This window comes from Saccharopolyspora halophila (genome assembly GCF_039531955.1).
In the GTDB taxonomy this organism is placed as follows: domain Bacteria; phylum Actinomycetota; class Actinomycetes; order Mycobacteriales; family Pseudonocardiaceae; genus Saccharopolyspora; species Saccharopolyspora halophila.
Window position 1 is genome coordinate 100,865 of sequence record NZ_BAAARA010000001.1, and the last position, 22,169, is coordinate 123,033.

Below are 22,169 nucleotides of genomic sequence, written 5' to 3' on the forward strand. Positions count from 1 at the left end.
TCGAGAGAATTTCGGGTTCGATCCGGTGATTCTCCCGAAACGGACGTGGCGAGGGGCACTACCCGTGCGGCAGTGCCCCTCGGGTCACTGGTCGAGCACGGCCTGCACGCCGAGCTCGACCTCGATGGTCGGGCCGACCACGGAGATGCCCTTGGCCAGCGTCGCCTGCCAGTTGACCGCGTAGTCCTCCCGGCGCAGCGTGGTGGTGGCCTGGCAGGCCACGCGCAGGTCGTTGTCGAAGCCCGGGCCCTGGAAGCGCCGTTGCCCCAGGTAGACGGTGTCCAGCGCGACCGGGCTGGAGTTGCCGCGCAGGGTCAGGTGCCCCGAGACCGACCAGCGGTCCGCGCGCACGTGGGTGAACCGCTCGCTGCGGAAGTGCATCAGCGGGTGGTTCTCCACGTCGAAGAAGTCCGCCGAGCGCAGGTGGTCGTCCCGCATCTGCACGCCGGTGTCCACCGATGCGGTGTTGATCGACATCTCGATGCGGGAGCGCTCGAAGTCCGGTGCGACCTCGACGAACCCGTCGAACTCGTTGAACCGGCCGTGGATCTTGGACAGCCCGATGTGCTGGGCCACGAACCGGATCTCGGTGTGCATCGGGTCGAAGCGGTACCGGCCCGGATGGGGCAGCTGGAGGGAGTCGTCCGCGGTCAGCTGGATGCTGCCCAGCGGCGAGCGCTGGTTGACCTGGACCTGCAGCCGCGTGCTGTACCGGCGGAAACCGCCCGCCGCGACGGAGAGCTTGTGGGTTCCCGGGGCGACCGACACCGCGAACCCGCCGTAGGAGTCCGTGGTGGTCTCGGCGATGACCTGGCCCATGCGGCTGGTGATGTGCACGGTCGCGTCGGGGAGCAGGTTGCCGTTCTCGTCGTGCACCTGCCCGGTGACCACACCGCTGTCCAGCGGGGTCGGGTGCAGCGCGAAGACGCCGCGCGGCGTGACGCTGGTATCCGCGCCGGATAAGCGCCTGCGCAGCTTGGCGAAGACCATAAAATTCCCTTTCGGTCTTCCTCCGGAGGGGGAAAACGGAGGAAGATGCTCGGCTTGTGCTGCTAGACCTTCAGAGCCTAGATCGAAACCGACTTTCGTTTGATGGGTGGGGTCACAGTTGTATTCGGCACATCTGGTCAGCGGAACCACTCGCCGTGCCCGTTCGTTTCCGGGGTGACTTCGATATGAATGGGAAGGTGTCACGAGAAGCGATCGGCTCCGCGCGTCCGGTGCTGCCGGACGGGACGCGCCGCCGGGGCTGATCGAGACTCGGGCGGAGGCAGGCGTGCACGGTCACTTCAACGGGCTGAAAACAGCGGTGCTGCTCGGCGGTATGAGCGCGCTGGTGCTGTTGATCGGATCGATCTTCGGCAAGGGCGGGCTGATCATCGCGCTGGTCGTCGCGCTGGGGATGAACGGCTACGCGTACTTCAACTCGGCCAAGCTGGCGCTGCGCTCGATGCGGGCCCGGCCGGTTTCGGAAGCCGAGCAGCCGGCGATGTACCGCATCGTCCGCGAGCTGGCGACCTCCGCGCGGCAGCCGATGCCCGCGCTCTACCTGAGCCCCACCCGCGCTCCGAACGCGTTCGCGACCGGGCGCAACCCGCGCAACGCCGCGGTGTGCTGCACCGCCGGGATCCTGGAGCTGCTGGACGAGCGCGAGCTGCGCGCAGTTCTCGGCCACGAGCTCTCGCACGTCTACAACCGCGACATCCTGATCTCCAGCGTCGCGGGTGCGCTGGCCAGCGTGGTGACGTTCCTGGCCAACTTCGGCATGTTCTTCGGCATGTTCGGCGGCGACGACGAGGACCGCCCGAACATCTTCGCGATCATGCTGGTGGCGATCCTGGGGCCGGTCGCGGCCGCGGTTGTGCAGATGGCGGTGAGCCGCTCCCGCGAGTACCAGGCGGACGCCTCCGGAGCTGAGCTCACCGGTGATCCGCTGGCGCTGGCCTCGGCGCTGCGCAAGCTCGAGTCGGGTACCGCGCGCGCCCCGCTGGCCCCGGAACCGCAGCTGGTCTCCCAGTCGCACCTGATGATCGCCAACCCGTTCCGGCCGGGGGAGAAGATGGCCCGGCTGTTCTCCACGCACCCGCCGATCGGCGAGCGCGTGCAACGCCTGGAGGGCATGGCGGGGCGGCAACTACCACCCGGTCTGTGATCAGGAGCCCGCCTTGCGGGCGACGTCCATGACGTAGTCGCCGTAGCCGGACTTGCGCTGCTTGGCGCCGAGCTCGTAGCACTCGGCCGCCGAGATGAAGCCCATCCGCAGCGCGATCTCCTCCAGGCAGGCGATCCGCACGCCCTGCCGGTGCTCCAGGACCTGCACGAACTGCCCCGCTTCGAGCAGCGAGTCGTGGGTGCCGGTGTCCAGCCAGGCGAACCCGCGACCCAGCTCGGTCAGCCGCGCACGTCCTTCGCGCAGGTAGGCCAGGTTGATGTCGGTGATCTCCAGCTCGCCGCGCGGCGAGGGGAACAGGCCCTTGGCGATGTCGACGACCGCGTTGTCGTAGAAGTACAGCCCGGTGATGGCTGTGCTCGACGGCGGTTCGTCGGGCTTCTCCACGATGGACAGCAGCTTGCCGTCGGAATCGACCTCGCCGACGCCGTAGCGCTGCGGGTCGCGCACCGCGTAGCCGAACAGCGTGCAACCGGACAGGTCCCGCACGCAGTCCTGCAGGATCCGGGAGAAGCCCTGGCCGTAGAAGATGTTGTCGCCGAGCACCAGCGCCACCGAGTCGTCGCCGATGAAGTCCGCGCCGATCACGAACGCCTCGGCGAGCCCGTTGGGCTCCTCCTGCTCGGCGTAGCTGATGTCGATGCCGAACTGCGAACCGTCGCCGAGCAGCCGCTGGAACAGCGGCATATCGCTCGGGGTGGTGATCAGCAGCACGTCCCGGATGCCTGCCAGCATCAGCACCGACAGCGGGTAGTACACCATCGGCTTGTCGTAGACCGGCAGCAGCTGCTTGGACATCACCTGCGTCAACGGGTGCAGTCGCGTCCCGCTCCCGCCGGCCAGCACGATCCCCTTCACCGCAGTCCCCTCCCCAGGCGCGTAGCCGCCCTGCGCCACGGCCGTGCGCAGGGCGTCGCGCGCGTGCTCACCGGTAGTTCTCGAACTGCAGCGCCACCTCGAAGTCGGAGGACTTCAGCAGCGAGATGACCTCTTGCAGGTCGTCCTTCTTCTTGCCGGAGACCCGCAGGCTCTCGCCCTGGATCTGCGCCTGGACGCCCTTCGGGGCCTCGTCGCGGATCTTCTTGGAGATCTTCTTGGCGACCTCCTGCGAGATGCCCTGCACGAGCTTTCCGGAAGCCTTGTAGACCTGGCCCGAGGACGCCGGCTCGCCCATGTCCAGCGACTTGAGCGAGAGGCCGCGCTTGATCATCTTCTCCTTGAAGACGTCGATGGCGGCCTTGAGCCGCTCCTCGGTCTCCGACTCGAGCTGGAGCGACTCCTCGCCGGACCAGGAGATCTTGGTTCCGGTGCCGCGGAAGTCGAACCGGTTGGCGAGCTCCTTGGCCGCCTGGTTCAGCGCGTTGTCCACCTCTTGGCGATCGACCTTGCTGACCACGTCGAAGGACGGGTTTGCCACCGTGCCTACCTCCCAAAATCCAGCGAACAATCCTCCCCGACACGCTACCGGGCAGCCATCTCCGCCGACGGGGAACGCCACCACCGGGTGCCGGAGCGGATGGAGCGCCCTTCCGCTCCCGGATTCTTCCGGTATTCTCGGGAGTGGAAGAGGTTGCATCGAGTCCGGGGAGGTCTGCTGTGACGACCCTGGAGCGCGAACGCGCCGACACCCGGCAGGCGTTCGAGCAGCTGGAACGCCTCGAGGAGCTGCAGCAGCAGCTCGCTCCGGAGGTCAGCGACGCACAAGCCCGGAACCTGGCGGAGGCCGTCCGGGTGGCGCTGGAGAGCATCCACCCCGTCCGGGTCCCGATCGCCAGCGAGCTGCTCGAGCTCGACGAGAAGACCGTCCGCGAGTGGGCCCGCGAGGGCGTGCTCACCGAGGCCGAGACCACCAGCCCGCGCAAGCACCTGGACCCGAAGCGCCTGCACGTCGTCCTGCACCTGGTGCGCGACCTCCGCGCGGCGGGCAAGACCCGCGGGCTGCTCGACGCGGTCTGGTGGCGGCTGCAGGACGAGGCGCTGCTCTACCGCGAGGACTTGGCCGAGAGCCTCGACCAGATGCGGCGCGGCGAGGTCGCGAAGCTCTGATCCGTCGACCTCGGCGGCCCGGCCTGACATGATCGCCGCGTGGTCGAGGTGGACATCACCCCATTGGCCGAACGGCAGCGCAAGGGCCTGCGCAGCAAGCACGCCACCGCGTTCGCCCGGTGGCTCGACGAGCTCAAGCACCAGGGCTGCCGCGCCCTCGGCTACCGCCTCACCGGACAGGTCGTCGAGCACCTCTGCGTGCGCCACCTCTCCGGCGCCCTGCGGGTGGTCGTGGGCTTCCACGCGGCCGATCACGCCACGATCGTGCTCATCGGCCCGCACGACGACACCGATCCCGGCCTCGACGTCTACACCCGGCTCTACGCGCTGGCCGGTCTTCAGGCGCCCCCGGCGGAGCAGCGAACCAAGCCACCGTGCTGCGATGACGCCGGCCTGCCGCCCACCCGCGACGACGTCGTCGACCAGCTCGTCGACCGCGCGAGCGACCTCGTCCGCCAGCGCAGGAATCCTCGGTGAGCGCCCCTCGGTGAGCGCCCCGGACAGGACGGCCACCAGCTCGGGGTAGCGCCCGTCTGGATCTGCGGCGCCGGATCGACGAGCCGGAACAGGGCCGTGGCCTCGAGCGCTTTGTGCGTGGACATGCACGCCGAGGAGGCCGAGCGCGACGGCGAGACCACCGAGCGGTTGCACTCGGTCGCGGTCTGGTGGGAAGCGCCGTTCTTCCGCGACGCCGAGCGCGCGGCGTTCGAGCTCGCCGAATCGGCCACGCGCATCGTCGACGACCCGACCGGCGTTCCCGGCGAGGTCTGCCAGCGGGCGCGGGAGCACTTCGACGAGGAGCAGCTGAGCTCGCTGGTCTTCGCGATCGCGGCGATCAACGCGTGGAACCGGATTAGCGTGAGCAACCGAACCGAACCGGGTTCTTTCGCGCGCTGAGGGAGAACTGCGGTGACTTGATAGGAATGGTCCGAAGGGCGGCACCCGGGTGAGCCTGCGGTAGTGCCTGCCGCAGGCCCCCGTGGTTGGCGGTCGAGTCAGACAGGTGGTTCGGGGTCGTACTGGATGCCGTGGCGGACCTGGCGCGCGCGTTCGACGTTCGCCAGCCGGGCGACCAGGTGCAGCGCCATGTCGATGCCCGCGGAGATGCCGGACGCGGTGATCACTTCGCCTGCGTCGACGAACCGCTCGTCCTTCCGGACATCGATGGTCGGGTCGAGCTGGGCCAGGTGCTCCAGTGCGTTCCAGTACGTGGTGGCCGGTTTGTCCCGGAGCAGGCCTGCTGCGGCGTAGACCAGCGATCCGGTGCACACGCTGGTCATCAGGGGCACTGTCGTGCGCTGGTGACGTACCCAATCCAGCTGGCGCTCGTCGTGGAGATGCCGCCGCGTCCCGTCCCCGCCGGGGTAGAGCAGGACGTCCAGCTCGGGCGCGTCCGCGAAGGAGTGGGCGGCCTGCACCACGAGCCCCTTGGCGCAGCGCACGGCGCCTCCGTCACGAGAGAGCGTGCTGACCGCGTAGCCGTCTTCGGGATGGTTCTGCGTCCAGTACGACAGGACTTCCCAGGGGCCGATGGCATCGAGCTCTTCGACGCCATCGAACAACAGGATGCCGATGTGCTGCGTCTCCTCAGACATGCGATCGAGAATGCCAGTCGACCCGGTCTTCGAGATCCGAAACGCTCGGACGTGGTCAGCGGGCGGCTGTGCGAAGTGCCCGAGAATCGTGAGCAAGCCGCTCGTGCGTCGCGGCGCGTGTTCGGCGCGGACGCGGTCAGAACGTCGCGTACGAGTGCGATGGAACGACTCGTCGTGAGCCGGCATCGCACTCGTTTTCGGTGGTGATGACTACTACGCTCGGGTCGATCAAACCCCTGCGGACTTGGAGCGCGGTGCGTGAGCCGATCGTGCGGCTGGTGTACGAACGCACCGCTGCGCCAGGTGTCGACGGAGGCGTTGAGCCGCTGATCGCGGTGTGCGCCACCGAAGACGAAGCCGAGGACCTCAGAAGGGCGAGTGCCATCCGCGGCCGATACGCCTCCTGGGAACACCACCCGTTGCGAGGTGCTGCCGGCCGCGCGGCACCGCTGCTCGACGGCGAGATGGTGCGCGTGGTGCTGATCGGCGATGTGGAGGCCGAGCACCGCGATCCGATCGGGACCGCCGTCTACGCCGAGCGCGAGGCCGCAGAACAGCGCGCAGCCGACGAACTGTTCCGGACCGGCGATACCGCGTATCACGCCCGCACGCTGCCCATCGGGTGGAGAGCCACCTACTGCCCGTAACAGCAGCACCTGGGCTGCCGGAGCCGAGCCCACGCTGAACGGGCCGGACACTCGGGGCCGTCCCCCTCCACGTGTACGCGAAGTGCGTCGACGGCGGCGAGCAGGAGGCACGCGCGCATCGACCGAGCCTCGAGCTGAAGCCGTGGCCGGGCGTTGGCCAGCGACAGCCGGGATCGCACAAAGAAGACCCCCTGGCCTGTCATTGCAGGTCAGGGGGTCTTCTTGCAGGTGTGCCGGGTAGAGGATTCGAACCTCTGAAAGCAATGCCGGCTGATTTACAGGCTCTCGATCGCATGCGTCTTGACCTGCGATGACGATTGAGTATAAGCGGGCATGGCCACGTATTGGCCACCGTGGCTTCGCGGTCCTGGGGGTCACACGCGCGGGAGCGTAGCCGGAGATCAGTGCTGGACCCCGGTTTGACCAGTGCGGGGGAGGCGAGGGCTGCCGATCATTCACCCGTCCGGGCTAGGGTGGCATCCCATGACTCGGATCAGCGTGGATGTTGTCGGCGAGCTCTCCGATACGCAGATCAAGCACTTCCGTGACTTGCTGGAGCGCCAGCTCCAGCAGATGGGGCTGCGCGGGCAGATCACGACTCCGCCCCGGTTCATGCTGCAGCAGCACCAGGAGCCGGGAAATCTCGCGGTACGCATCCACCTCGACACCGATCCCATTGATCGCCAGGACCCGTGCCGCCTGGTCAATGACCAGCACGATGCGTGGATCTTCATGCCCTCCGAGCTGCTGGACATGATGGCTAACCCGAAACGGGTCTTCCCTCACGTCGTGTGCGGCCGCTGCATGGGCAAGGCTGGCGGGAACATCGTGCGCAAAGTGCTCGGTGTGTACCAGCCAGACCTGTGGCCGGAGGAGTCCCAGCGGGCGGAGATCGTCAAGGAACTGCGGGACCAGTTCCGAGACAAGGGCTGGTACTAGGTCCTGTGCTCGCAAAGCTGGCGTGAGCGTAGCCGTAGTCGCCCGACAGAACGGGTTGCTGAGCCTTCGCTCTGTTCGAGTGATCAGCAACAACCCGCTCTCGTCGGTCTTACTGCTTCGATACGGTTTCGCGGGACCGCAGGCGAGGTTTTTGGGGGATCGGGCGTGACCAACCCTGGGGATGGCATCACAGCGCCGCCGGAGTTGTTCGACCGTATGCACGGCACGCTCGACGGTGGTACGCAGGCCCTTCGTGGTCTGGCCGATGCAGCGCCGCCGGGAACCGACGCCGGTGAGTCCACGGCCCCGCTGGTGGAGACGCTCGGCAAGCTCCTGGAAGCGAGTGCTGGAATTCTCGCTGGGACCGAGGAGATGGCTACTGACGTGCAGGCTGTTCGTGAGACTTACCTGAATGACGACGATGCGGCGGCAGGTTTGTTCCGCCGCGGCGGGCAGTGACGGGGCTGTTGTGACAGCCATCAACACGGACGTCCTGGCTGACCCCGATTCCTGTCGTGAGGGCGTGCGCTACCTCACAAGGTTGGCCGAGGCCAATCATGCGACAGGTACGGCGCTGAACAAGGCGCGTTCCGAGTCGGAATCCGACTGGGAAGGCTCGGCATCCGAGGCGTTCCGCGAACAGGCGGCTTAAGCCACGCGAGCAGCCGATGAGGTGGAACGGATCGCGCACAAGGTGTCGCGAGCGTTGACCTCGTTCGCGGACAACATCGCGACCTGCAAGTCCCGCATGAACAGCGCGTTGGATGTGGCTCGGGACGGTGGCCTCGTCGTTCGGGGAACCTGGATCGAGAAGCCGCTCCGCGACCCCACGCAAGCCGCACCGCAGGGCATGGGGAGCCCGTCGCTGCCTGGGCTCGACCCTGCGCACCAGAAGCACGAGGCGTTGGAACGACGGTTCGAGGCGTGGGATGAAGCCGAGGGCTTGGTCCAGTGGGCGCGGCGTTCGGAGAACACGGCCCATGAGGAGCTAAACGCAGCTCTCGACGATGCCAACGCGCTTGTTGCGTCTCTGATGAAGGGGTCCACGTGGCTGGCCAACACCGTGGCGGTGGTCGGCGCACTGCACGGCGCGGCGAAAAAGCTGCAAGACATGGCGGCAGAACGCCTGAGGTTCGTGGAGATCTTCTCCCGTCTCTCCGCTGACTCCGCACTGCCCGCTGCGACCCGTCAGGCACACCTGACCAAACTTATGGCCTCGATCGGACTCACCGAGTCACAGGCGGCGAGTAATGCTCGTGCACTCGGCAATATCGGCGAGACCCGAGCCGGCAACATCCTGTTCAACCCGTTGACAAAGACCTTCGGCGGTACCAAACCGGGGGCCGTACGGACGGTCGGAAGGATGGGCGGAATCGCCGGTTTCGTCCTGACCGGTGTCGAGTCGGGGCGACAAATCATCGTGGAAGGCAAGCCCGTCGGGAAGACCCTCTCGTCCAACTTCGCGAGCTATGGGGTGGGCGCGGGTGTCGGTGGCGTCGCTGCTCTCGCCGCTGGCGCAGCCGGAGCAGCAGCAGCTCCGGTGACGGTTGTCGGCGTCGGTGTCGGAGCAGGCCCCTCGTGGTTGTATAGCTATTCCCAGGAGAACACCTGGCAGGACTTCCAACACGACTCCAAGGAAGTGAGGAAGGAAGCCCTTGACCGGCACTTAAAAGCCTAGAACAACTCCACGAAGTCGAACGCAAGCACCCCGGCTCCACGCCGCTGACGAAGTGGTGAAGAAGGCATGCCGAAACACAAATGGCCGAAGTGGCTGCGGTACACGACGGCAACCGTCGCGATCATCGTGGGTCTACTGCCACTGGTTTTTGCGCCAGGACTCGCTGAGACGCAGGGCTGGGACCGGAGCAGGGGCTCGAACATCGGTGCACTCATCACGATGGCTTACTTCGCGATCGTTGGCGTCCTCAGCATGAAGATCATCCGTCAGCAGGCGCGGCGCGAGGTCGGGCAGGAAGTCAATCGCCTCCTCTACCCGTATCGCGACGAGGAGGACAAGGGGAAGCCATGAGTCCCCAGCTTCGGGCTTCGGGTTTTCCTGGTTTGCCTCGGCCTCATGGCCGCTCCATGGTTCCGAGCTGGATCGCCGGAGGGTATGAGGGCTCTGCGCCGGTCGTGGTGGTGGCGTCATCGGCGCTGTTCGTGGGTGCTTTGCTGGTTGGCTGGTGGTTCGTCCGACGTCAGATCCGGGAGCGCGAACGCGATGAGTCGTGACGACCTTTTCCCCGTGGATGATGTTGCTCCTGCTGTGTTCGGTGCTGAGCACGAACCGGAAGCAGCGGACGAATCCGAGCCCGGGGACGTGGAACCACCAGAAACCGTGTACGTGCCCGCCGAGCCGGTCGAAGCTCCGCAGGACGAGGTCATAATCCAGCTGAGCCGCACTGAGGACGACGATCTGGTCCTGCTGGCCTTCTCCTCCCCGGAACGGCTGGCCGTCTGCCTAGGAGACGAGCAGCCCTGGTTGGCAGTGCCGAAGGTGCAGATCGAGGCCATCCGCCAGCGCTGCGAGGCGACATGCCTCGAGCTCGACCCGGTACTCCCGCAAGATTAGTAGCGCCGATGGCACGGTGGCCCAGACGAGCGGATCACGCACCTCACCTGGGCCTTCATTCTTGTGAGCGGATCACAATCGCCCCGCGTTCTCAGCTAGGGAATCAGACAGACATCCGAGGAAACCGGCTCTGACCTGGGTCGCGACGGTGCCGGTGGTGTCCGGTCTTCACCCCTGTGACCGCCCCATGTTGTTGGGATGTTGTTGGTCCGTACCCATGGCATGAGCCCGACACGCTGCCGCCTCTGCGGTCGGTGGCGCCGGGTCAAAAATGCTTTCCCGGCTTGATCCGGACTCGGGGCTTGATCGCCCTATCGCAATATCGATCGAGGATGTCAGGCAGGACGTCCATCATACTCGGCATGACGGTCAGGGCGGATTGGACGCTGGAACGGCAACTCGAAATGGTCGAGAAGGAAGCGGTCGACGTGGAGGTGAAGGACGCGATCAACACCGTCCTCCGTCACATGAGGAGCGGCAAGGGACGCCATCGCAGAGGTGGAGCGACGCTCGTGAAGCTGCTGGAAATAGCTCGCCTCAGGGCTTCCGAGGAGAACGAGTGGGACGTCGTATGCCTCATACAAGACGCCTTGTACTACGCCACTGGACGAATTCTTAGGCCGGACTTCGAGGAGCGATATCGGCTGTTCCAAGAAGGTGCCCGTAACGAGGGTCGCCGCGAGTTCGTAGCCTCGGCGCTCAATCTAACCGGGCGCTACGTGAAGGAGGCTGGCCGCAAGTTCCTGGACGAGCACACTGAGGCGACCGCGAACGAGCTGCTTACACATCTTGTCTCATTCGGCGAGGACGCGCGATTCCTTGAAGCTCCTGCTGATCGCCCTGGTCGCTACCGCATCCTTCGGGGTAGCGCCGAGACGGCGGCCTGGCTGGAACGGGTTCTCCGTGATCGCATCGATGTAGAAGATCCCGTTGAGGCCGCACGTAGGATCGTTACATCGCCCGAGGCAATCAAAGTGCTCGTGGCCGACGAGGATGGCCGGACACTGCTGAAGGCTACGGAGCTGAAACAGCGCTCGGACCGACTTTCACAGCTGCGCAATATCGCGGCAGACCCCTCCGCTACCGAGCATGATCTCCAGCACGCTCTGGAAGCCCAGCCATGGATATTCGGGGGCCGCTTCGTCGGTGCGGCCGCTCGTCGCCGCATGGTGCCTGGCGACGAAGTAGACATTCCGCTCCTTCGCGCTGATGGTGCCCTGCATATCGTGGAACTCAAGCGAGCCATGGGCGTGCCTGCGCTGGTGAAATGGCACCGCAACGCGTTGGTGCCCACTGCGGACGTGCACGACGCCGTCGCCCAGGCCATCAACTACTTGGTTCGCTTGGACGAGAACCGACACCGCCTTCGCGAGGAGTTCAGCATCGAGACCCGCCGGGCAAGCGCAGTGGTCCTGATCGGCCATCCAGCGAAACATCCTCAGGTTCCAGAAGAAGCGATCAACGAGGCACTGCGAACACTCAATACGCACGTGAACAGGGTGGAGGTCCTTACCTACAAAGAACTCCTCGATAATGCCGAACGCTCCCTGGGCGGCGCGCCAATTCCCACGATGAACGGCCAACACCCGATAGCGCCCGATCAACTTCGATGATCAAAGTCTGAGCGTTGGCGCGCGTTGGTCGGCCCCGCGAGTGAAGTGACCGGGGTGTTGATCTCGATACGAAAGCCCAGGCGGAGTCAATCATGCTCCTGACGTGGTCCTTCGTCGTCTGAGCGGATGACGGGAATCGAACCCGCGTTCTCAGCTTGGGAATCAGACGGACAGCCCGGTTCAGCGGCCGTGACCTGCGAGAAGAGAGCCCGCGCTTGGTGACCGCACGGTCTACGGCCGCGTGTGGGCTCAGGCGCGCAAGATCGCTTTCGTCGAGGACGTGGCCAACTCGCCGCTCGCGAAGCGGCCGTACGACCTGCGGCACGCCTGCGTCTCGATGTGGTTGAACGCAGGCGTCGAACCGCCGCGGGTTGCCGAGTGGGCGGGCCACAGCGTGCGCGTGCTTCTGGAGGTCTACGCCAAGTGCCTCGATAGCGGTGAGCAGCTTGCGCGGCAGCGAGTGGAGCAAGCACTGCGCTGAGCGTGTACGCACATTGTACGTAGACCGCCGGGTGAGGCCGGGTAAGTCCGGGTAGAGCCGGGCAACGCAAAACGTCCCCCTGGCCGCGTATGCGCTGGTCAGGGGGACGTTTTCGCAGTGTGCCGGGTAGAGGATTCGAACCTCTGAAGGCAATGCCGGCTGATTTACAGTCAGCTCCCTTTGGCCGCTCGGGCAACCCGGCGTGCGCGCCAGCCTGGCTGGCTTGCGGGAAAAAGAATACATACCGCCCGCGGGGGTGCTGCGAAGGGGGTGGGACTCATCCTTCTTCTGGGTGGAAGACCAGGGAATCGGCGCGGTCGCGTGCGGCGTCGAGGGCGGTGCGGAGTTCCCCGTTCAGGGCGTCCGGGAACTCCTGGCCCGCTGCCTTGAGCAGCACCATGAGCCGCTTGGCGAGGCCGCGTGCCTGGGTGAGGCGGACCTCGTCGGCGGAAAGCATCTGGCGGGACTCGTCGAGCATCTTGCGGTAGCGGTGGTTGAGGTCCGCGTGCTCGTCGAGGATCTCCAGGGCGCGGGCCAGCTCCGCTAGGTCGGATGTCGCGATCTGGACGTAGTACGGGTCTTCCACGCCCCTCAACCTACTGCTCGAGGTGTCGGGTTCTCGCCGATGGCCGGGCCCGGCCGGGGTGTGGCGGGATAATCTGGACACATGGCCATCGATCGGGCGGGCCGCGCGCAGCGGCGGCGGGAGAGGCGGGAGGCGGATGCCTCCCAGCCAGAGCCCGAGCAGCGCCGCGCGGTCGGCGAGGTCGCGCTGGGTGTCGACGGGCTGTTCAACCCGGGGGCCAAGCACCAGCTCGAGCAGCTCGCCTACGTCGCGGTGACCAGGGAGGACGACCACGAGACCGGTAGCGGGCCGCTCGACCTCGACTCGGCGACGGTGCGCCTGAACCGGCGCGGTGAGTGACGCGGGCGGTTCTACCGGGAACCGCCGCCCTGCCAGCCCGACCAGCGCACGACCCGCACGACGACGAGTTCTCCGGTCGGGGGTTCGCGCTGGTACTGCGGGTACTTCGCGATCAGGGCGGACAGCAGCTCCGGCTGATCCTCCGGGGCGTGGATCTCGGCGGTGCCGTCGGCCCTGGCCCACCAGAGGCCGCTCCAGTCCTCCTCGTAGTGGTCGACCAGCAGAGCGACCTGCGGGTTGGACTCGATGTTGCGCAGTCGCTTGAGCCGGGTGCTCGACTTGGGCTTCCAGTCGATGGCCGTGGCGATCCGGTCGCCGATCGTGGCGAATACCACCGGGACGAGATGCGGCACCGCGTCGGCGTCCGCGGTGGCCAGATGGGCCGTGCGGGCGTCGGCGAAGCGGGCCCGTGCCTGCTGTTGGCTGATGCGCATCGCCCGGTCGACTCCGTATGTTCGAGGTGTGGCTTCGAACGCCCCATCGCCCCCAGGGTCGGACATCGACGTCGGTCCCGGCTACCGCGAGCAGCACCACTGGCAGCGCTACCAGGACTTCTTCCCCGGGGCGCTGCGGGTGAGGGCGGGCAACGCTCCGACGGAGCAGTGGTGGCGGTGGCACGGTTCGGTGGTGCACGTCGACCGCGTTCTCCGGCCGGACGCGCCCGCGAAGGTGATCGCGCTGCACGGGGTGGGCACCTACGGCCGGATGCTGGCGCCCTACGGGAAGCTGCCCGCGCTCGCCGATCTGGAGTTCATCGCACCCGATCTGCCCGGCTTCGGGCTCTCCGGCAACGGGCTGCTCGGCGGTTCCTACCAGGACTGGGTGCGTTGCGTGCGCGACCTCGTGCGCTACGAGCGGGCGCGCGACCGGCGGCCGATCGTGCTGCTCGGGTTCAGCACCGGCGGCAGGCTGGCCTACGACGTCGCGGCGCGGGCCGAGGTCGCCGGGGTGGTCGCCACCTGCCTGGTGGATCCGAGCCGGGACGAGGTGCGCAGGACGCTCGCCGCTCGTCCGGAGATGGCGCGCTTGGCGCGGGTGCTCTCGCTCGCCAGGGGACCTGCGTCGCTGTCGCGGGTGCCGGTGCACTGGCTGGTCAACATCGCCGCGGTGTCCAACCACGCGCAGTTCGCGAACCTGGTGTGGGCCGACCGGCTCGCCGGTGGTGGCTGGTTGTCGCTGGGCTTCGCCCGCAGCTGCCTGGAGGCCGCGCCCGCGATCGAGCCGGAGCGGTTCGCGAGCCCGCTGCTGCTGGCGCACCCCGACGAGGACCGCTGGACCCCGCAGAAGCTGTCCGAGGACTTCTTCGGCCGGATCGGTTCGCCCACCCGGCGCGCGAGCCTGCGCGGGGCCGGGCACCTGCCGGTCGAGGAGTCCGGGCTCGCCGACCTGGACCGTGCGGTACGTGATTTTCTGGACGAGTTCGACATCCAGTGATGACACGTTGTGGCTAGTGCGGACACCTTCCGTGACTGGCCGATTTCGTTGTTGCGGCCATCCTCACACTTCTCGACAGCGCCTGTGATTAGCACAAGAAAATGTTTGGCTCAGCATCACTCTCGCGTTCTTCCCAGGTCAGGCATGTGCTGAAGTGGTTCGACCTGGGGCTCGTCGCCGAACGGGCGGGAACGCTGAGCGCGTCCCCAGCACAGGAAGGCGGGTTTTGTCCTCTGGTCTTCCGAGGCCGCGTGCGTCACGATCGGCGGACGGACATGTGTGGTACGCCCGTATCGCCTCGCGGGGAGGAGCGTGGATGATCGAGCGCCATCGCTCCCTAGGCCCGCATTCCGGTCTGGAGCCGACCAGGCCGCCGGTTCGCGCGGAGGTCGATCCCGACCGACGGCGGATGTTCACCTTCTTCTCGTTGGCCACCCTGGCCGCCGGCGTCCTCGTTTCGGTCATCGCGTCCAACGCGCTGCCGTTCCGCTACGACTCCAATCTCCTGTTCATCGGCCCGCTGCTGGTCATCGGCTTCCTGCTGGCCGAGCAGCTGACCATCGACGTGGACGTGAAGCGGGTCGGCTGGACGATCTCGTTCACCGAGATCCCGCTGCTGCTCGGGCTGCTCACCGCGCCGTTCGAGGTGGTGCTCGCGGCGAACCTGCTCGCGGGGCTCGGCGCTCAGATCGGCAGGCGCGCGGCCACCCACGTCGTCTACAACGCGGGCGTGCTGTGCCTGGAGATCGCCGTTCCGTTCGCGGTCGCCGGGATGGTCAATCAGGCCTTCCACGCGGTCGCCCCGGACTGGTTCGGGCCGGTGATCGGCACGCTGACCTCACCGCTGATCAGCTGCGGCTTCGCCCTCGCCGCGCTGACCGTGCTGGGCGGTGCGATGAAGGTCGCCGCCGGTGCCAGGCTGGCCGCGCGCACCCTGGCCGTGGGCCTGCTCAACACCTCGGTCGGGCTGATCGGCTACGAGGTCGCGATCGGCACCCCGTGGGGCTGGCTGCTGGTCGCCCTGGTCGCCGTCGCCGTGGTCGGCCTCTACCGCGCCTACTCCGACCTGATGCGCGAGCAGCGCGATCTGGAGGCGCTCAGCGACGTCAGCCTCAGCGTCGCCCGTTCCGGGCAGGGCACGCCGGATCCGGCCGGGCCGGAGCACGTCGTGTCCCTCGCGGAGTGGGAGCCGGTGGCCGAGCGCATCCAGGAGCAGCTCAACGCCACGCGCGTCGTGCTGCGCCTGCGCCTGGACCCGGGCGGCGAGGTGATCACCCTGGTCGCCGGGGAGCCGATGCTGGACCCGGCCGTGCGGGCCGCGCCGTCGGCGCTGCGCGACGACCCGCTGCTGCAGCTGCCGGGCAGTCACGTCCGCTCCTTCCGCAGCCTGGAGGCGCCCGAGGAGGTGCGTCGTGCGCTGCGCCAGCGCGGTGCCTACGAGGCGCTGGTGGTGCCATTGCGCGGCGCGAGCACGCTCCTCGGCGCGGTGGAGGTGCACGACCGGGTCAGCCGCTGGCGCGGTTTCGGTCGCGCCGATGTGCGGTTGCTGCACACCCTGGCCAGCCACCTGGCGACCGCGATGGACAACCGCAGGCTGCTGGCCCGGCTGCGCCACGACGCCTACCACGATCCGCTCACCGGACTGCTCAACCGCACCGGTTTCCGCGAGATGGGCGGCGAGGAGCTCCGGCGGGGGCGCACCGCGGTGGTGCTGCGCATCGACCTCGATGTGCTCACCACGGTCAGCGAGGCGCTGGGCTACACCTGGGGCGACCGGATGGTCGTGGCCGCGGGCCAGCGGATGCGCGAGGCGCTCGACGGCGCGCCGCTCGCCCGCTTGGAGGCCAATTCCTTCGCCGTCCTGCTGCTGGACCACACCGAGGAGCAGGCCCACGAGGTCGCGCAGCACCTGCGCGAGATGATCGCGAAGCCCTACCCGCTGGACCGGATCGTGGTCGAGGCCACCGCGGTGGCCGGCTACGCCTCCTCGGCCCCGGCCGATGGCGAGGCCGAGACCGACGTCGACACGCTGCTGCAGCACTCCGACGTGGCGGTGCGCGCGGCGCGCAACGGCGAGGACGGGGTCCGCTGCTACGCGCCCGCCATGGGCCAGGTGTTCCTGCGCCGCTTCCAGCTGGTCACCCAGTTCCGGCACGCCATCGACTCCGGTCAGATCGAGGTGCACTACCAGCCCAAGGTCGCCCTGCCCGGCAGGCAGGTCGTCGGCGCGGAGGCGCTGGTGCGCTGGTGGCATCCTGAGTACGGGCGGCTGGATCCCGACGAGTTCATCCCCGTGGTCGAGGCGACCGGGCTGGTCGACGCGCTCACCGCCTTCGTCCTGGAGTGCGCGCTGATCAAGATCCGGGATTGGCTCGATCGCGGGATGCGGATGTCGGTGGCGGTGAACCTGTCGGTGCGCAACCTCGCCGACGAGTCGTTCCCGGACCGCGTCGCCGATGCGCTGCAGCGCCACGACATCCCGCCCGAGCTGCTCACCCTGGAGCTGACCGAGTCCAGCGTGATGGCCGACCGCGAGCGGTCGTTGCCGGTGCTGCGCAGGCTGCACACGATGGGCGTGGTGCTGGCGGTGGACGACTTCGGCACCGGGTACTCGTCGCTGGCCTACCTGCGGCACCTGCCGGTGGACGAGGTCAAGATCGACAAGAGCTTCGTGCTCGGCATGGGAACCGATCTCTCGGACCTGGCCGTGGTGCGCACCATCGTCGAGCTGGGCCACTCGCTGGACCTCGCGGTGGTGGCCGAGGGCGTCGAGGACGACATCTCGCGGGACCAGCTGGTCGGCATGGGGTGCGACGTGGCTCAGGGCTACCTGCTCTCCCGCCCGCTGCCGGAGGAGCGCTTCGAGGCGTGGCTGGAGGCGCGGACCAAGCGCGAGATCGACGCCCGGAGCGAGACCGTGCTCACACTCCTGCACTGAGGCCGCTTTTCGGCCCCAGGGGTGGCCGTCGGCCCTCGAAGAGCGAGGTTGACCTGCGGTTCCACCGGATGGGGACCCCCCTGTTCGAGGCCCCCCGGAAGGTGTGTAAAGTTCTAATCGCTCCGCAAGAGAGGGCACGCCCCAATAGCTCAGTCGGTAGAGCGTCGCCATGGTAAGGCGAAGGTCTACGGTTCGATTCCGTATTGGGGCTCGAAAGACAGCTGCGGTGCTCGGTAAACTGGGTACCGTGGCTGTTTTGCGTGGGATATCCCGCGTCGCTTGAGACCCCTGGTGCTCGTACGGCAGGGCTCAGCATGGCGGTGTAGCTCAGTCGGTAGAGCAAGCGGCTCATAATCGCTGTGTCGTCGGTTCAAGTCCGGCCACCGCTACCAGTCACGGGTTCGCGCGGAATCTCCAGCGAACCATTCGTAGACGACCGAGAGAGAAAGGCATCTCCGTGGCAGCCACCGATGTTCGCCCCAAGATCACGCTGGCGTGCGAGGAGTGCAAGAACCGTAACTACATCACCAACAAGAACCGGCGTAACAACCCGGACCGCTTGGCGATGAAGAAGTTCTGCATGAACTGCGGCACGCACAAGGTCCACAAGGAGACCCGCTGAGGCCAGCGGTCGTACAGACGCGAAGGACCCGCTCCCTGCTCGCAGGGGGCGGGTCTTTGCTGTGCGGACCCGCCCGCTGCGGGCGGTGAGCTCGTGCCGAACGCGGGGAGCCCTTGCGGGTACCCTTCTTCCCGTGCCGCTTGACCAGTCATTCATTGGACGTGAGTACCCGCCGACCGACCCCTACGAGGTCGGCAGGGAGAAGATCCGGGAGTTCGCCGAGGCGATCGCCGACGACTCGCCGCTGCACCGCGACGTCGATGCCGCCAAGGCCGCCGGATACCCGGACGTGATCGCGCCGCCCACCTTCGCGGTGATCCTGGCGATGGCCGCGCAGGACCAGATCGTCGGCGACCCGGAGCTGGGGCTCGACTACAGCCGCGTCGTGCACGGCTCGCAGGAGTTCGTGCACCACCGGCCGATCCGCGCCGGGGACCGGCTGGCCACCGTCGCGCACGTGGACGACATCAAGACCAGGGCGGGCAACGACTTCCTGACCGTCCGCGCCGAGATCGCCACCGCCGAGGGCGAGGCCGTGTGCACGGCCACCTCGACGCTGGTCGTCAGGGGGGAGGAAGCATGAGCCCACGGCTGTCCGAGGTCTCGGTCGGCGACGAGCTGCCGCCGCTGAGCGTGCCGATCCAGCGGGCCGACCTGGTCCGGTACGCGGGGGCCTCCGGCGACTTCAACCCGATCCACTGGAACGAGCGCTTCGCCACCGAGGTGGGCCTGCCGGACGTGATCGCGCACGGCATGCTCACCATGGCCGTCGCGGGGCGTCTGGTGAGCAACTGGACGGGCGATCCGGGCGCCATCGTGCGGTACGGGGTGCGCTTCACCCGGCCGGTCGTGGTCCCGGACGACGGCGCGGGCGCCGCGGTGGAACTCGCCGGCAAGGTGGCCAAGATCAACGAGGACGGCACGGTGAAGGTCGCCATCACCGCCAAGAGCGCCGAGCAGGGCGTCCTCGGCGGTGCGGCGGCGACCGTGCGGCTGCCCGAGTGAGCGCCCTCGCGGTGGTCGTCGGGCGCGTGCCGCCGGGCGGATCCGGCGGGCCTGATCGACCGGTCGGGTGATCTTGGACGGGTCGTTTCTTGCCGTTTTCCCGGTGGGACGGTGATCCGGCCGGGGAAACGGGGAGTTCTTCGGCGCTCGACGCGCCGGTGAAAGCGGTGCGACCTGCGATGGAGTTCTTCGCGACGCGATCGCGGGGGGTGCCGTTGGAAGTGGCGCGGCGGCGTGCCGTACACTTTCGAACCTGGGATGCCCGAACACCTTGGAGCTCAGGTTCCAGGGCTGGTTCCGGGTGTCCTGAGTTTGCGGTCAGGCTCCATGGGCCGCAGAGGGGTGTAGCTCAATTGGCAGAGCAGCGGTCTCCAAAACCGCAGGTTGCAGGTTCGAGTCCTGTCACCCCTGCGTCAATGCGACGGTGAGCGGAGGATTGGGCGTGAGCGAGGACCGCGAGCAGGGTCGCGACGGGCAGGACGAAGGTCGCCCGTCCAGCGCTGCGGCGCGACGCGAGCGCCGCGCCTCCGCCCGTTCGAGCGGGCGTAAGGCACGCTCGGAGGAGTCGGGTTCCGGCTCGACGCGCACAACTGAGTCGAAAGGTCGGCCGACCCCGTCCCGGGATGGCCGGCAGGGTCGGGTTTCGCCGTTCCGCAAGGTCGGACGCTTCCTGCGTGAGGTCGTCGCAGAACTTCGCAAGGTCATCTGGCCGACGCGCAAGAACCTCGCGACCTACACCCTCGTGGTGCTCGTCTTCGTCAGCATCATGGTGGCGTTCGTGGCCGGCGTGGACGTGCTCTTCGCGAAGGGTGTGGCCTGGCTGTTCGGCTCCGGCTGAACTTCCGGCCCCACCTAGGTGCCGGCGGCGAACTGCACGACCCGGCACGCAACGCACGAGAGGAAGCGAGTCCGACTGTGACCTCCCCCGAGGGCCAGGAATCCACCGGCCTCACCGAAGAGCAGGAGCAGCCCGAGGCTGCCGAAGCCGAGGCGACCGCTGACTCGGTCGACGCAGTCGACGAAGTCGATTCCTCGGGCGCTGCAGGTGAGGACACCGAGGCCGAAACCGCTGAAACCGAGTCGAACGACGAGACCACCGGGGACGAGTCCGCCGGTGCCGACGACTCCGCCGAGGACTCCACCGGCGAGACCGAGGAAGCCGAGGTCGACCCGGTCGAGGAGCTCCGCACGGCGCTGCGGCGCGCGCCCGGCGACTGGTACGTCATCCACTCCTACGCCGGCTACGAGAACAAGGTGAAGACCAACCTCGAGACCCGCGCGCAGACGCTGGACGTCGAGGACTTCATCTTCCAGGTCGAGGTTCCGACCGAAGAGGTCACCGAGATCAAGAACGGCCAGCGTAAGATGGTGCAGCGCAAGGTGCTGCCCGGCTACATCCTCGTCCGGATGGAGCTCAACGACGCTTCTTGGAGCGCGGTGCGCAACACGCCGGGTGTCACCGGCTTCGTGGGTGCCACGTCCAAGCCTTCGCCGCTGACCATCAACGATGTGCTGAAGTTCCTCGCGCCCCAGGTCGAGGAGAAGAAGGCCGAGACCGGCAAGAAGGCCGCAGCGGCTGCTCCGGCCGCCGCGAAGTCTTCGGTGGAGGTCGACTTCGAGGTCGGCGAGTCCGTCACCGTGATGGACGGTCCGTTCGCGACGCTGCCCGCCACCATCAACGAGGTCAACGCCGACGCCCAGAAGCTCAAGGTGCTGGTGTCGATCTTCGGCCGTGAGACTCCGGTCGAGCTGTCGTTCGACCAGGTCTCCAAGCTCTGACCGCGCTCCCGCCCGCGGGAGCGCGGAGGGCTGCGCGTGGGTCTGGCAGGAACCTCGCGCAGCAGCGGGCGATGCCACCGTCTCGTGGTACCGCCGAAATCGGTGTCGCCCGACCCGGGCGGCGCCGAGCAATCGGATAGCGAAGACACAGGAAGCAAACATGCCGCCCAAGAAGAAGAAGCTGGCAGGGATCATCAAGCTGCAGATCCAGGCCGGTCAAGCCAACCCGGCGCCGCCGGTCGGTCCGGCGCTTGGTCAGCACGGCGTCAACATCATGGAGTTCTGCAAGGCCTACAACGCGGCCACGGAGAACCAGCGTGGCAACGTCGTGCCGGTCGAGATCTCGGTTTTCGAGGACCGGTCCTTCGACTTCAAGCTGAAGACCCCGCCGGCCGCGAAGCTGCTGCTCAAGGCCGCAGGCGTGCAGAAGGGCTCCGGCGAGCCGCACAAGACCAAGGTCGGCAAGGTCTCCATGGACCAGGTCAAGGAGATCGCCGAGTCCAAGATGACGGACCTCAACGCCGGCGACATCGACCAGGCCGCGAAGATCATCGCCGGTACCGCCCGGTCGATGGGCTTGACCGTCGAGGACTGAGCCGTCCGCCGGGCGAACCGGCGAGAGGCTGTGGGAGGGCTTGAGCGCAGCCCGACCAACCACAACTGATCCACATTCGTAAGGGACAGCAATGGCTAAGCGCAGCAAGGCATACGAGCAGGCGGCCGAGCTGGTCGACCGGAACCGGATCTACACGCCGGTCGAAGCGGTCGAGCTGGCGCAGAAGACCGCCAAGGTCAACTACGACGCCACCGTTGAGGTGGCCCTGCGGCTGGGTGTCGACCCCCGCAAGGCAGACCAGATGGTCCGCGGCACCGTGAACCTGCCGCACGGCACTGGTAAGACTGCCCGCGTCATCGTGTTCGCCACCGGCGACAAGGCCGCTGAGGCCGAGGCCGCCGGCGCGGACGCGGTTGGTTCGGACGAGCTGATCGAGCGCATTCAGGGCGGCTGGCTCGATTTCGACGCGGCTATCGCCACCCCGGACCAGATGGCCAAGGTCGGTAAGATCGCCCGGGTTCTCGGCCCCCGCGGCCTGATGCCGAACCCGAAGACCGGCACCGTCACCCCGAACGTCACCAAGGCGATCGCGGACATCAAGGGCGGTAAGATCAACTTCCGCGTGGACAAGCAGGCCAACCTGCACTTCATCATCGGCAAGGTGTCCTTCGACGCCGCCAAGCTCGCGGAGAACTACGCGGCCGCGCTGGACGAGGTCCTGCGTGCCAAGCCGTCCGCCTCGAAGGGCAAGTACCTGAAGAAGGTCACCTTCACCACGACGATGGGTCCGGGCATCCAGGTGGACCCGACCATCACGAAGGTCCCCACGGCCTGATCGCAGGCGCAA

General features: G+C 67.4%; 28 protein-coding genes and 4 tRNA genes. 25 read left to right on the top strand and 7 right to left on the bottom strand.

The window, feature by feature from the left end:
- Positions 1-84: 84 nt before the first annotated feature.
- Entirely contained in the window at positions 85-990 is a 906-nt protein-coding gene (locus ABD289_RS00510; protein WP_344125222.1) for a YceI family protein, read from the bottom strand.
- A gap of 286 nt (positions 991-1,276) precedes the next feature.
- On the opposite strand from ABD289_RS00510, the gene htpX reads away from it, so the two are divergent.
- A complete protein-coding gene (gene htpX, locus ABD289_RS00515; protein ID WP_344125224.1) occupies positions 1,277-2,152 on the top strand; it encodes a zinc metalloprotease HtpX in 876 nt (291 codons plus the stop codon).
- Here the strand turns inward: htpX and rfbA are convergent, their stop codons facing one another.
- Positions 2,153-3,028: a glucose-1-phosphate thymidylyltransferase RfbA gene (gene rfbA, locus ABD289_RS00520; RefSeq protein WP_344125226.1), complete on the bottom strand. Its 876-nt coding sequence runs from the start codon at positions 3,026-3,028 to the stop codon at positions 2,153-2,155. It lies immediately after the preceding gene.
- Between the two features lie 67 nt (positions 3,029-3,095).
- Positions 3,096-3,587 carry a YajQ family cyclic di-GMP-binding protein gene (locus tag ABD289_RS00525; protein ID WP_344125228.1) on the bottom strand — a complete coding sequence of 164 codons (492 nt, stop codon included), beginning with the start codon at positions 3,585-3,587 and terminating at the stop codon, positions 3,096-3,098.
- Between the two features lie 179 nt (positions 3,588-3,766).
- Here ABD289_RS00525 and ABD289_RS00530 point away from each other — a divergent pair, with 179 nt between their 5' ends.
- The 3 genes from ABD289_RS00530 (at position 3,767) to ABD289_RS00540 (ending at position 5,113) form a co-directional block, all read left to right on the top strand.
- Positions 3,767-4,216: a hypothetical protein gene (locus ABD289_RS00530; RefSeq protein WP_344125230.1), complete on the top strand. Its 450-nt coding sequence runs from the start codon at positions 3,767-3,769 to the stop codon at positions 4,214-4,216.
- 39 nt (positions 4,217-4,255) lie between these two features.
- Positions 4,256-4,693 (top strand): hypothetical protein, encoded by a 438-nt coding sequence (locus tag ABD289_RS00535; RefSeq protein ID WP_344125232.1) that lies wholly within the window; start codon positions 4,256-4,258, stop codon positions 4,691-4,693.
- A 96-nt stretch (positions 4,694-4,789) separates the two neighbouring features.
- Positions 4,790-5,113 carry a carboxymuconolactone decarboxylase family protein gene (locus ABD289_RS00540; protein ID WP_344125234.1) on the top strand — a complete coding sequence of 108 codons (324 nt, stop codon included), beginning with the start codon at positions 4,790-4,792 and terminating at the stop codon, positions 5,111-5,113.
- Between the two features lie 98 nt (positions 5,114-5,211).
- On the opposite strand, the gene ABD289_RS00545 is transcribed toward ABD289_RS00540, so the two are convergent.
- Positions 5,212-5,811 (bottom strand): DJ-1/PfpI family protein, encoded by a 600-nt coding sequence (locus ABD289_RS00545; protein WP_344125236.1) that lies wholly within the window; start codon positions 5,809-5,811, stop codon positions 5,212-5,214.
- A gap of 254 nt (positions 5,812-6,065) precedes the next feature.
- On the opposite strand from ABD289_RS00545, the gene ABD289_RS00550 reads away from it, so the two are divergent.
- From ABD289_RS00550 to ABD289_RS00585, 8 genes are all read left to right on the top strand, one after another.
- Positions 6,066-6,458: a hypothetical protein gene (locus tag ABD289_RS00550; RefSeq protein ID WP_344125238.1), complete on the top strand. Its 393-nt coding sequence runs from the start codon at positions 6,066-6,068 to the stop codon at positions 6,456-6,458.
- A 483-nt stretch (positions 6,459-6,941) separates the two neighbouring features.
- Positions 6,942-7,397 (top strand): hypothetical protein, encoded by a 456-nt coding sequence (locus ABD289_RS00555; protein ID WP_344125240.1) that lies wholly within the window; start codon positions 6,942-6,944, stop codon positions 7,395-7,397.
- Between the two features lie 165 nt (positions 7,398-7,562).
- Positions 7,563-7,856: a hypothetical protein gene (locus tag ABD289_RS00560; RefSeq protein WP_344125242.1), complete on the top strand. Its 294-nt coding sequence runs from the start codon at positions 7,563-7,565 to the stop codon at positions 7,854-7,856.
- 214 nt (positions 7,857-8,070) lie between these two features.
- Complete coding sequence (locus ABD289_RS00565; RefSeq protein WP_344125244.1) at positions 8,071-9,075, top strand: hypothetical protein; 1,005 nt, start codon at positions 8,071-8,073, stop codon at positions 9,073-9,075.
- 66 nt (positions 9,076-9,141) lie between these two features.
- Entirely contained in the window at positions 9,142-9,426 is a 285-nt protein-coding gene (locus ABD289_RS00570; protein ID WP_344125246.1) for a hypothetical protein, read from the top strand.
- A 192-nt stretch (positions 9,427-9,618) separates the two neighbouring features.
- Positions 9,619-9,969, top strand: a complete 351-nt coding sequence (locus tag ABD289_RS00575) for an SAV_915 family protein (protein WP_344125248.1) — start codon at positions 9,619-9,621, stop codon at positions 9,967-9,969.
- Positions 9,970-10,331: 362 nt separating this feature from the next.
- Positions 10,332-11,582, top strand: coding sequence for a Shedu anti-phage system protein SduA domain-containing protein (locus ABD289_RS00580; protein WP_344125250.1), 1,251 nt, complete (start codon positions 10,332-10,334; stop codon positions 11,580-11,582).
- A 241-nt stretch (positions 11,583-11,823) separates the two neighbouring features.
- Positions 11,824-12,063 (top strand): site-specific integrase, encoded by a 240-nt coding sequence (locus ABD289_RS00585; RefSeq protein WP_344125252.1) that lies wholly within the window; start codon positions 11,824-11,826, stop codon positions 12,061-12,063.
- 120 nt (positions 12,064-12,183) lie between these two features.
- On the opposite strand, the gene ABD289_RS00590 is transcribed toward ABD289_RS00585, so the two are convergent.
- Both ABD289_RS00590 and ABD289_RS00595 read right to left on the bottom strand, forming a co-directional pair.
- Positions 12,184-12,265, bottom strand: a tRNA-Tyr gene (locus tag ABD289_RS00590).
- A 75-nt stretch (positions 12,266-12,340) separates the two neighbouring features.
- On the bottom strand, positions 12,341-12,649 hold the full coding sequence (locus ABD289_RS00595; protein ID WP_344125254.1) for a hypothetical protein: 309 nt from the start codon (positions 12,647-12,649) through the stop codon (positions 12,341-12,343).
- A gap of 81 nt (positions 12,650-12,730) precedes the next feature.
- Here ABD289_RS00595 and ABD289_RS00600 point away from each other — a divergent pair, with 81 nt between their 5' ends.
- Entirely contained in the window at positions 12,731-12,988 is a 258-nt protein-coding gene (locus ABD289_RS00600) for a DUF6191 domain-containing protein (protein WP_344125256.1), read from the top strand.
- Positions 12,989-12,999: 11 nt separating this feature from the next.
- On the opposite strand, the gene ABD289_RS00605 is transcribed toward ABD289_RS00600, so the two are convergent.
- Complete coding sequence (locus ABD289_RS00605) at positions 13,000-13,422, bottom strand: TIGR03668 family PPOX class F420-dependent oxidoreductase (RefSeq protein ID WP_344125258.1); 423 nt, start codon at positions 13,420-13,422, stop codon at positions 13,000-13,002.
- A 28-nt stretch (positions 13,423-13,450) separates the two neighbouring features.
- Here ABD289_RS00605 and ABD289_RS00610 point away from each other — a divergent pair, with 28 nt between their 5' ends.
- The 12 genes from ABD289_RS00610 to rplA all read left to right on the top strand — a co-directional run bounded on the left by ABD289_RS00610 (position 13,451) and on the right by rplA (position 22,157).
- Positions 13,451-14,422 (top strand): alpha/beta hydrolase, encoded by a 972-nt coding sequence (locus ABD289_RS00610; protein WP_344125260.1) that lies wholly within the window; start codon positions 13,451-13,453, stop codon positions 14,420-14,422.
- A gap of 316 nt (positions 14,423-14,738) precedes the next feature.
- The gene (locus ABD289_RS00615; RefSeq protein WP_344125262.1) at positions 14,739-17,360 is read left to right on the top strand and encodes a putative bifunctional diguanylate cyclase/phosphodiesterase; all 2,622 of its coding nucleotides are present in this window, start codon (positions 14,739-14,741) and stop codon (positions 17,358-17,360) included.
- 138 nt (positions 17,361-17,498) lie between these two features.
- Positions 17,499-17,571: transfer RNA gene (locus ABD289_RS00620), tRNA-Thr, on the top strand.
- A gap of 105 nt (positions 17,572-17,676) precedes the next feature.
- Positions 17,677-17,752, top strand: a tRNA-Met gene (locus ABD289_RS00625).
- 65 nt (positions 17,753-17,817) lie between these two features.
- Entirely contained in the window at positions 17,818-17,982 is a 165-nt protein-coding gene (gene rpmG / locus ABD289_RS00630) for a 50S ribosomal protein L33 (RefSeq protein WP_344125264.1), read from the top strand.
- Between the two features lie 133 nt (positions 17,983-18,115).
- Positions 18,116-18,565 (top strand): FAS1-like dehydratase domain-containing protein, encoded by a 450-nt coding sequence (locus ABD289_RS00635; protein ID WP_344125267.1) that lies wholly within the window; start codon positions 18,116-18,118, stop codon positions 18,563-18,565.
- Complete coding sequence (locus ABD289_RS00640) at positions 18,562-18,987, top strand: MaoC family dehydratase (RefSeq protein ID WP_344125269.1); 426 nt, start codon at positions 18,562-18,564, stop codon at positions 18,985-18,987. Before ABD289_RS00635 ends, ABD289_RS00640 begins: the two co-directional genes overlap by 4 nt.
- A gap of 338 nt (positions 18,988-19,325) precedes the next feature.
- A tRNA-Trp gene (locus ABD289_RS00645) sits at positions 19,326-19,398 on the top strand.
- 31 nt (positions 19,399-19,429) lie between these two features.
- Positions 19,430-19,825: a preprotein translocase subunit SecE gene (gene secE / locus ABD289_RS00650; RefSeq protein WP_344125271.1), complete on the top strand. Its 396-nt coding sequence runs from the start codon at positions 19,430-19,432 to the stop codon at positions 19,823-19,825.
- Between the two features lie 77 nt (positions 19,826-19,902).
- Positions 19,903-20,766: a transcription termination/antitermination protein NusG gene (nusG, locus tag ABD289_RS00655; protein ID WP_344125274.1), complete on the top strand. Its 864-nt coding sequence runs from the start codon at positions 19,903-19,905 to the stop codon at positions 20,764-20,766.
- Between the two features lie 160 nt (positions 20,767-20,926).
- Positions 20,927-21,361 carry a 50S ribosomal protein L11 gene (gene rplK / locus ABD289_RS00660; RefSeq protein WP_344125276.1) on the top strand — a complete coding sequence of 145 codons (435 nt, stop codon included), beginning with the start codon at positions 20,927-20,929 and terminating at the stop codon, positions 21,359-21,361.
- 91 nt (positions 21,362-21,452) lie between these two features.
- Entirely contained in the window at positions 21,453-22,157 is a 705-nt protein-coding gene (gene rplA / locus ABD289_RS00665; protein WP_344125278.1) for a 50S ribosomal protein L1, read from the top strand.
- Positions 22,158-22,169 lie beyond the last annotated feature (12 nt).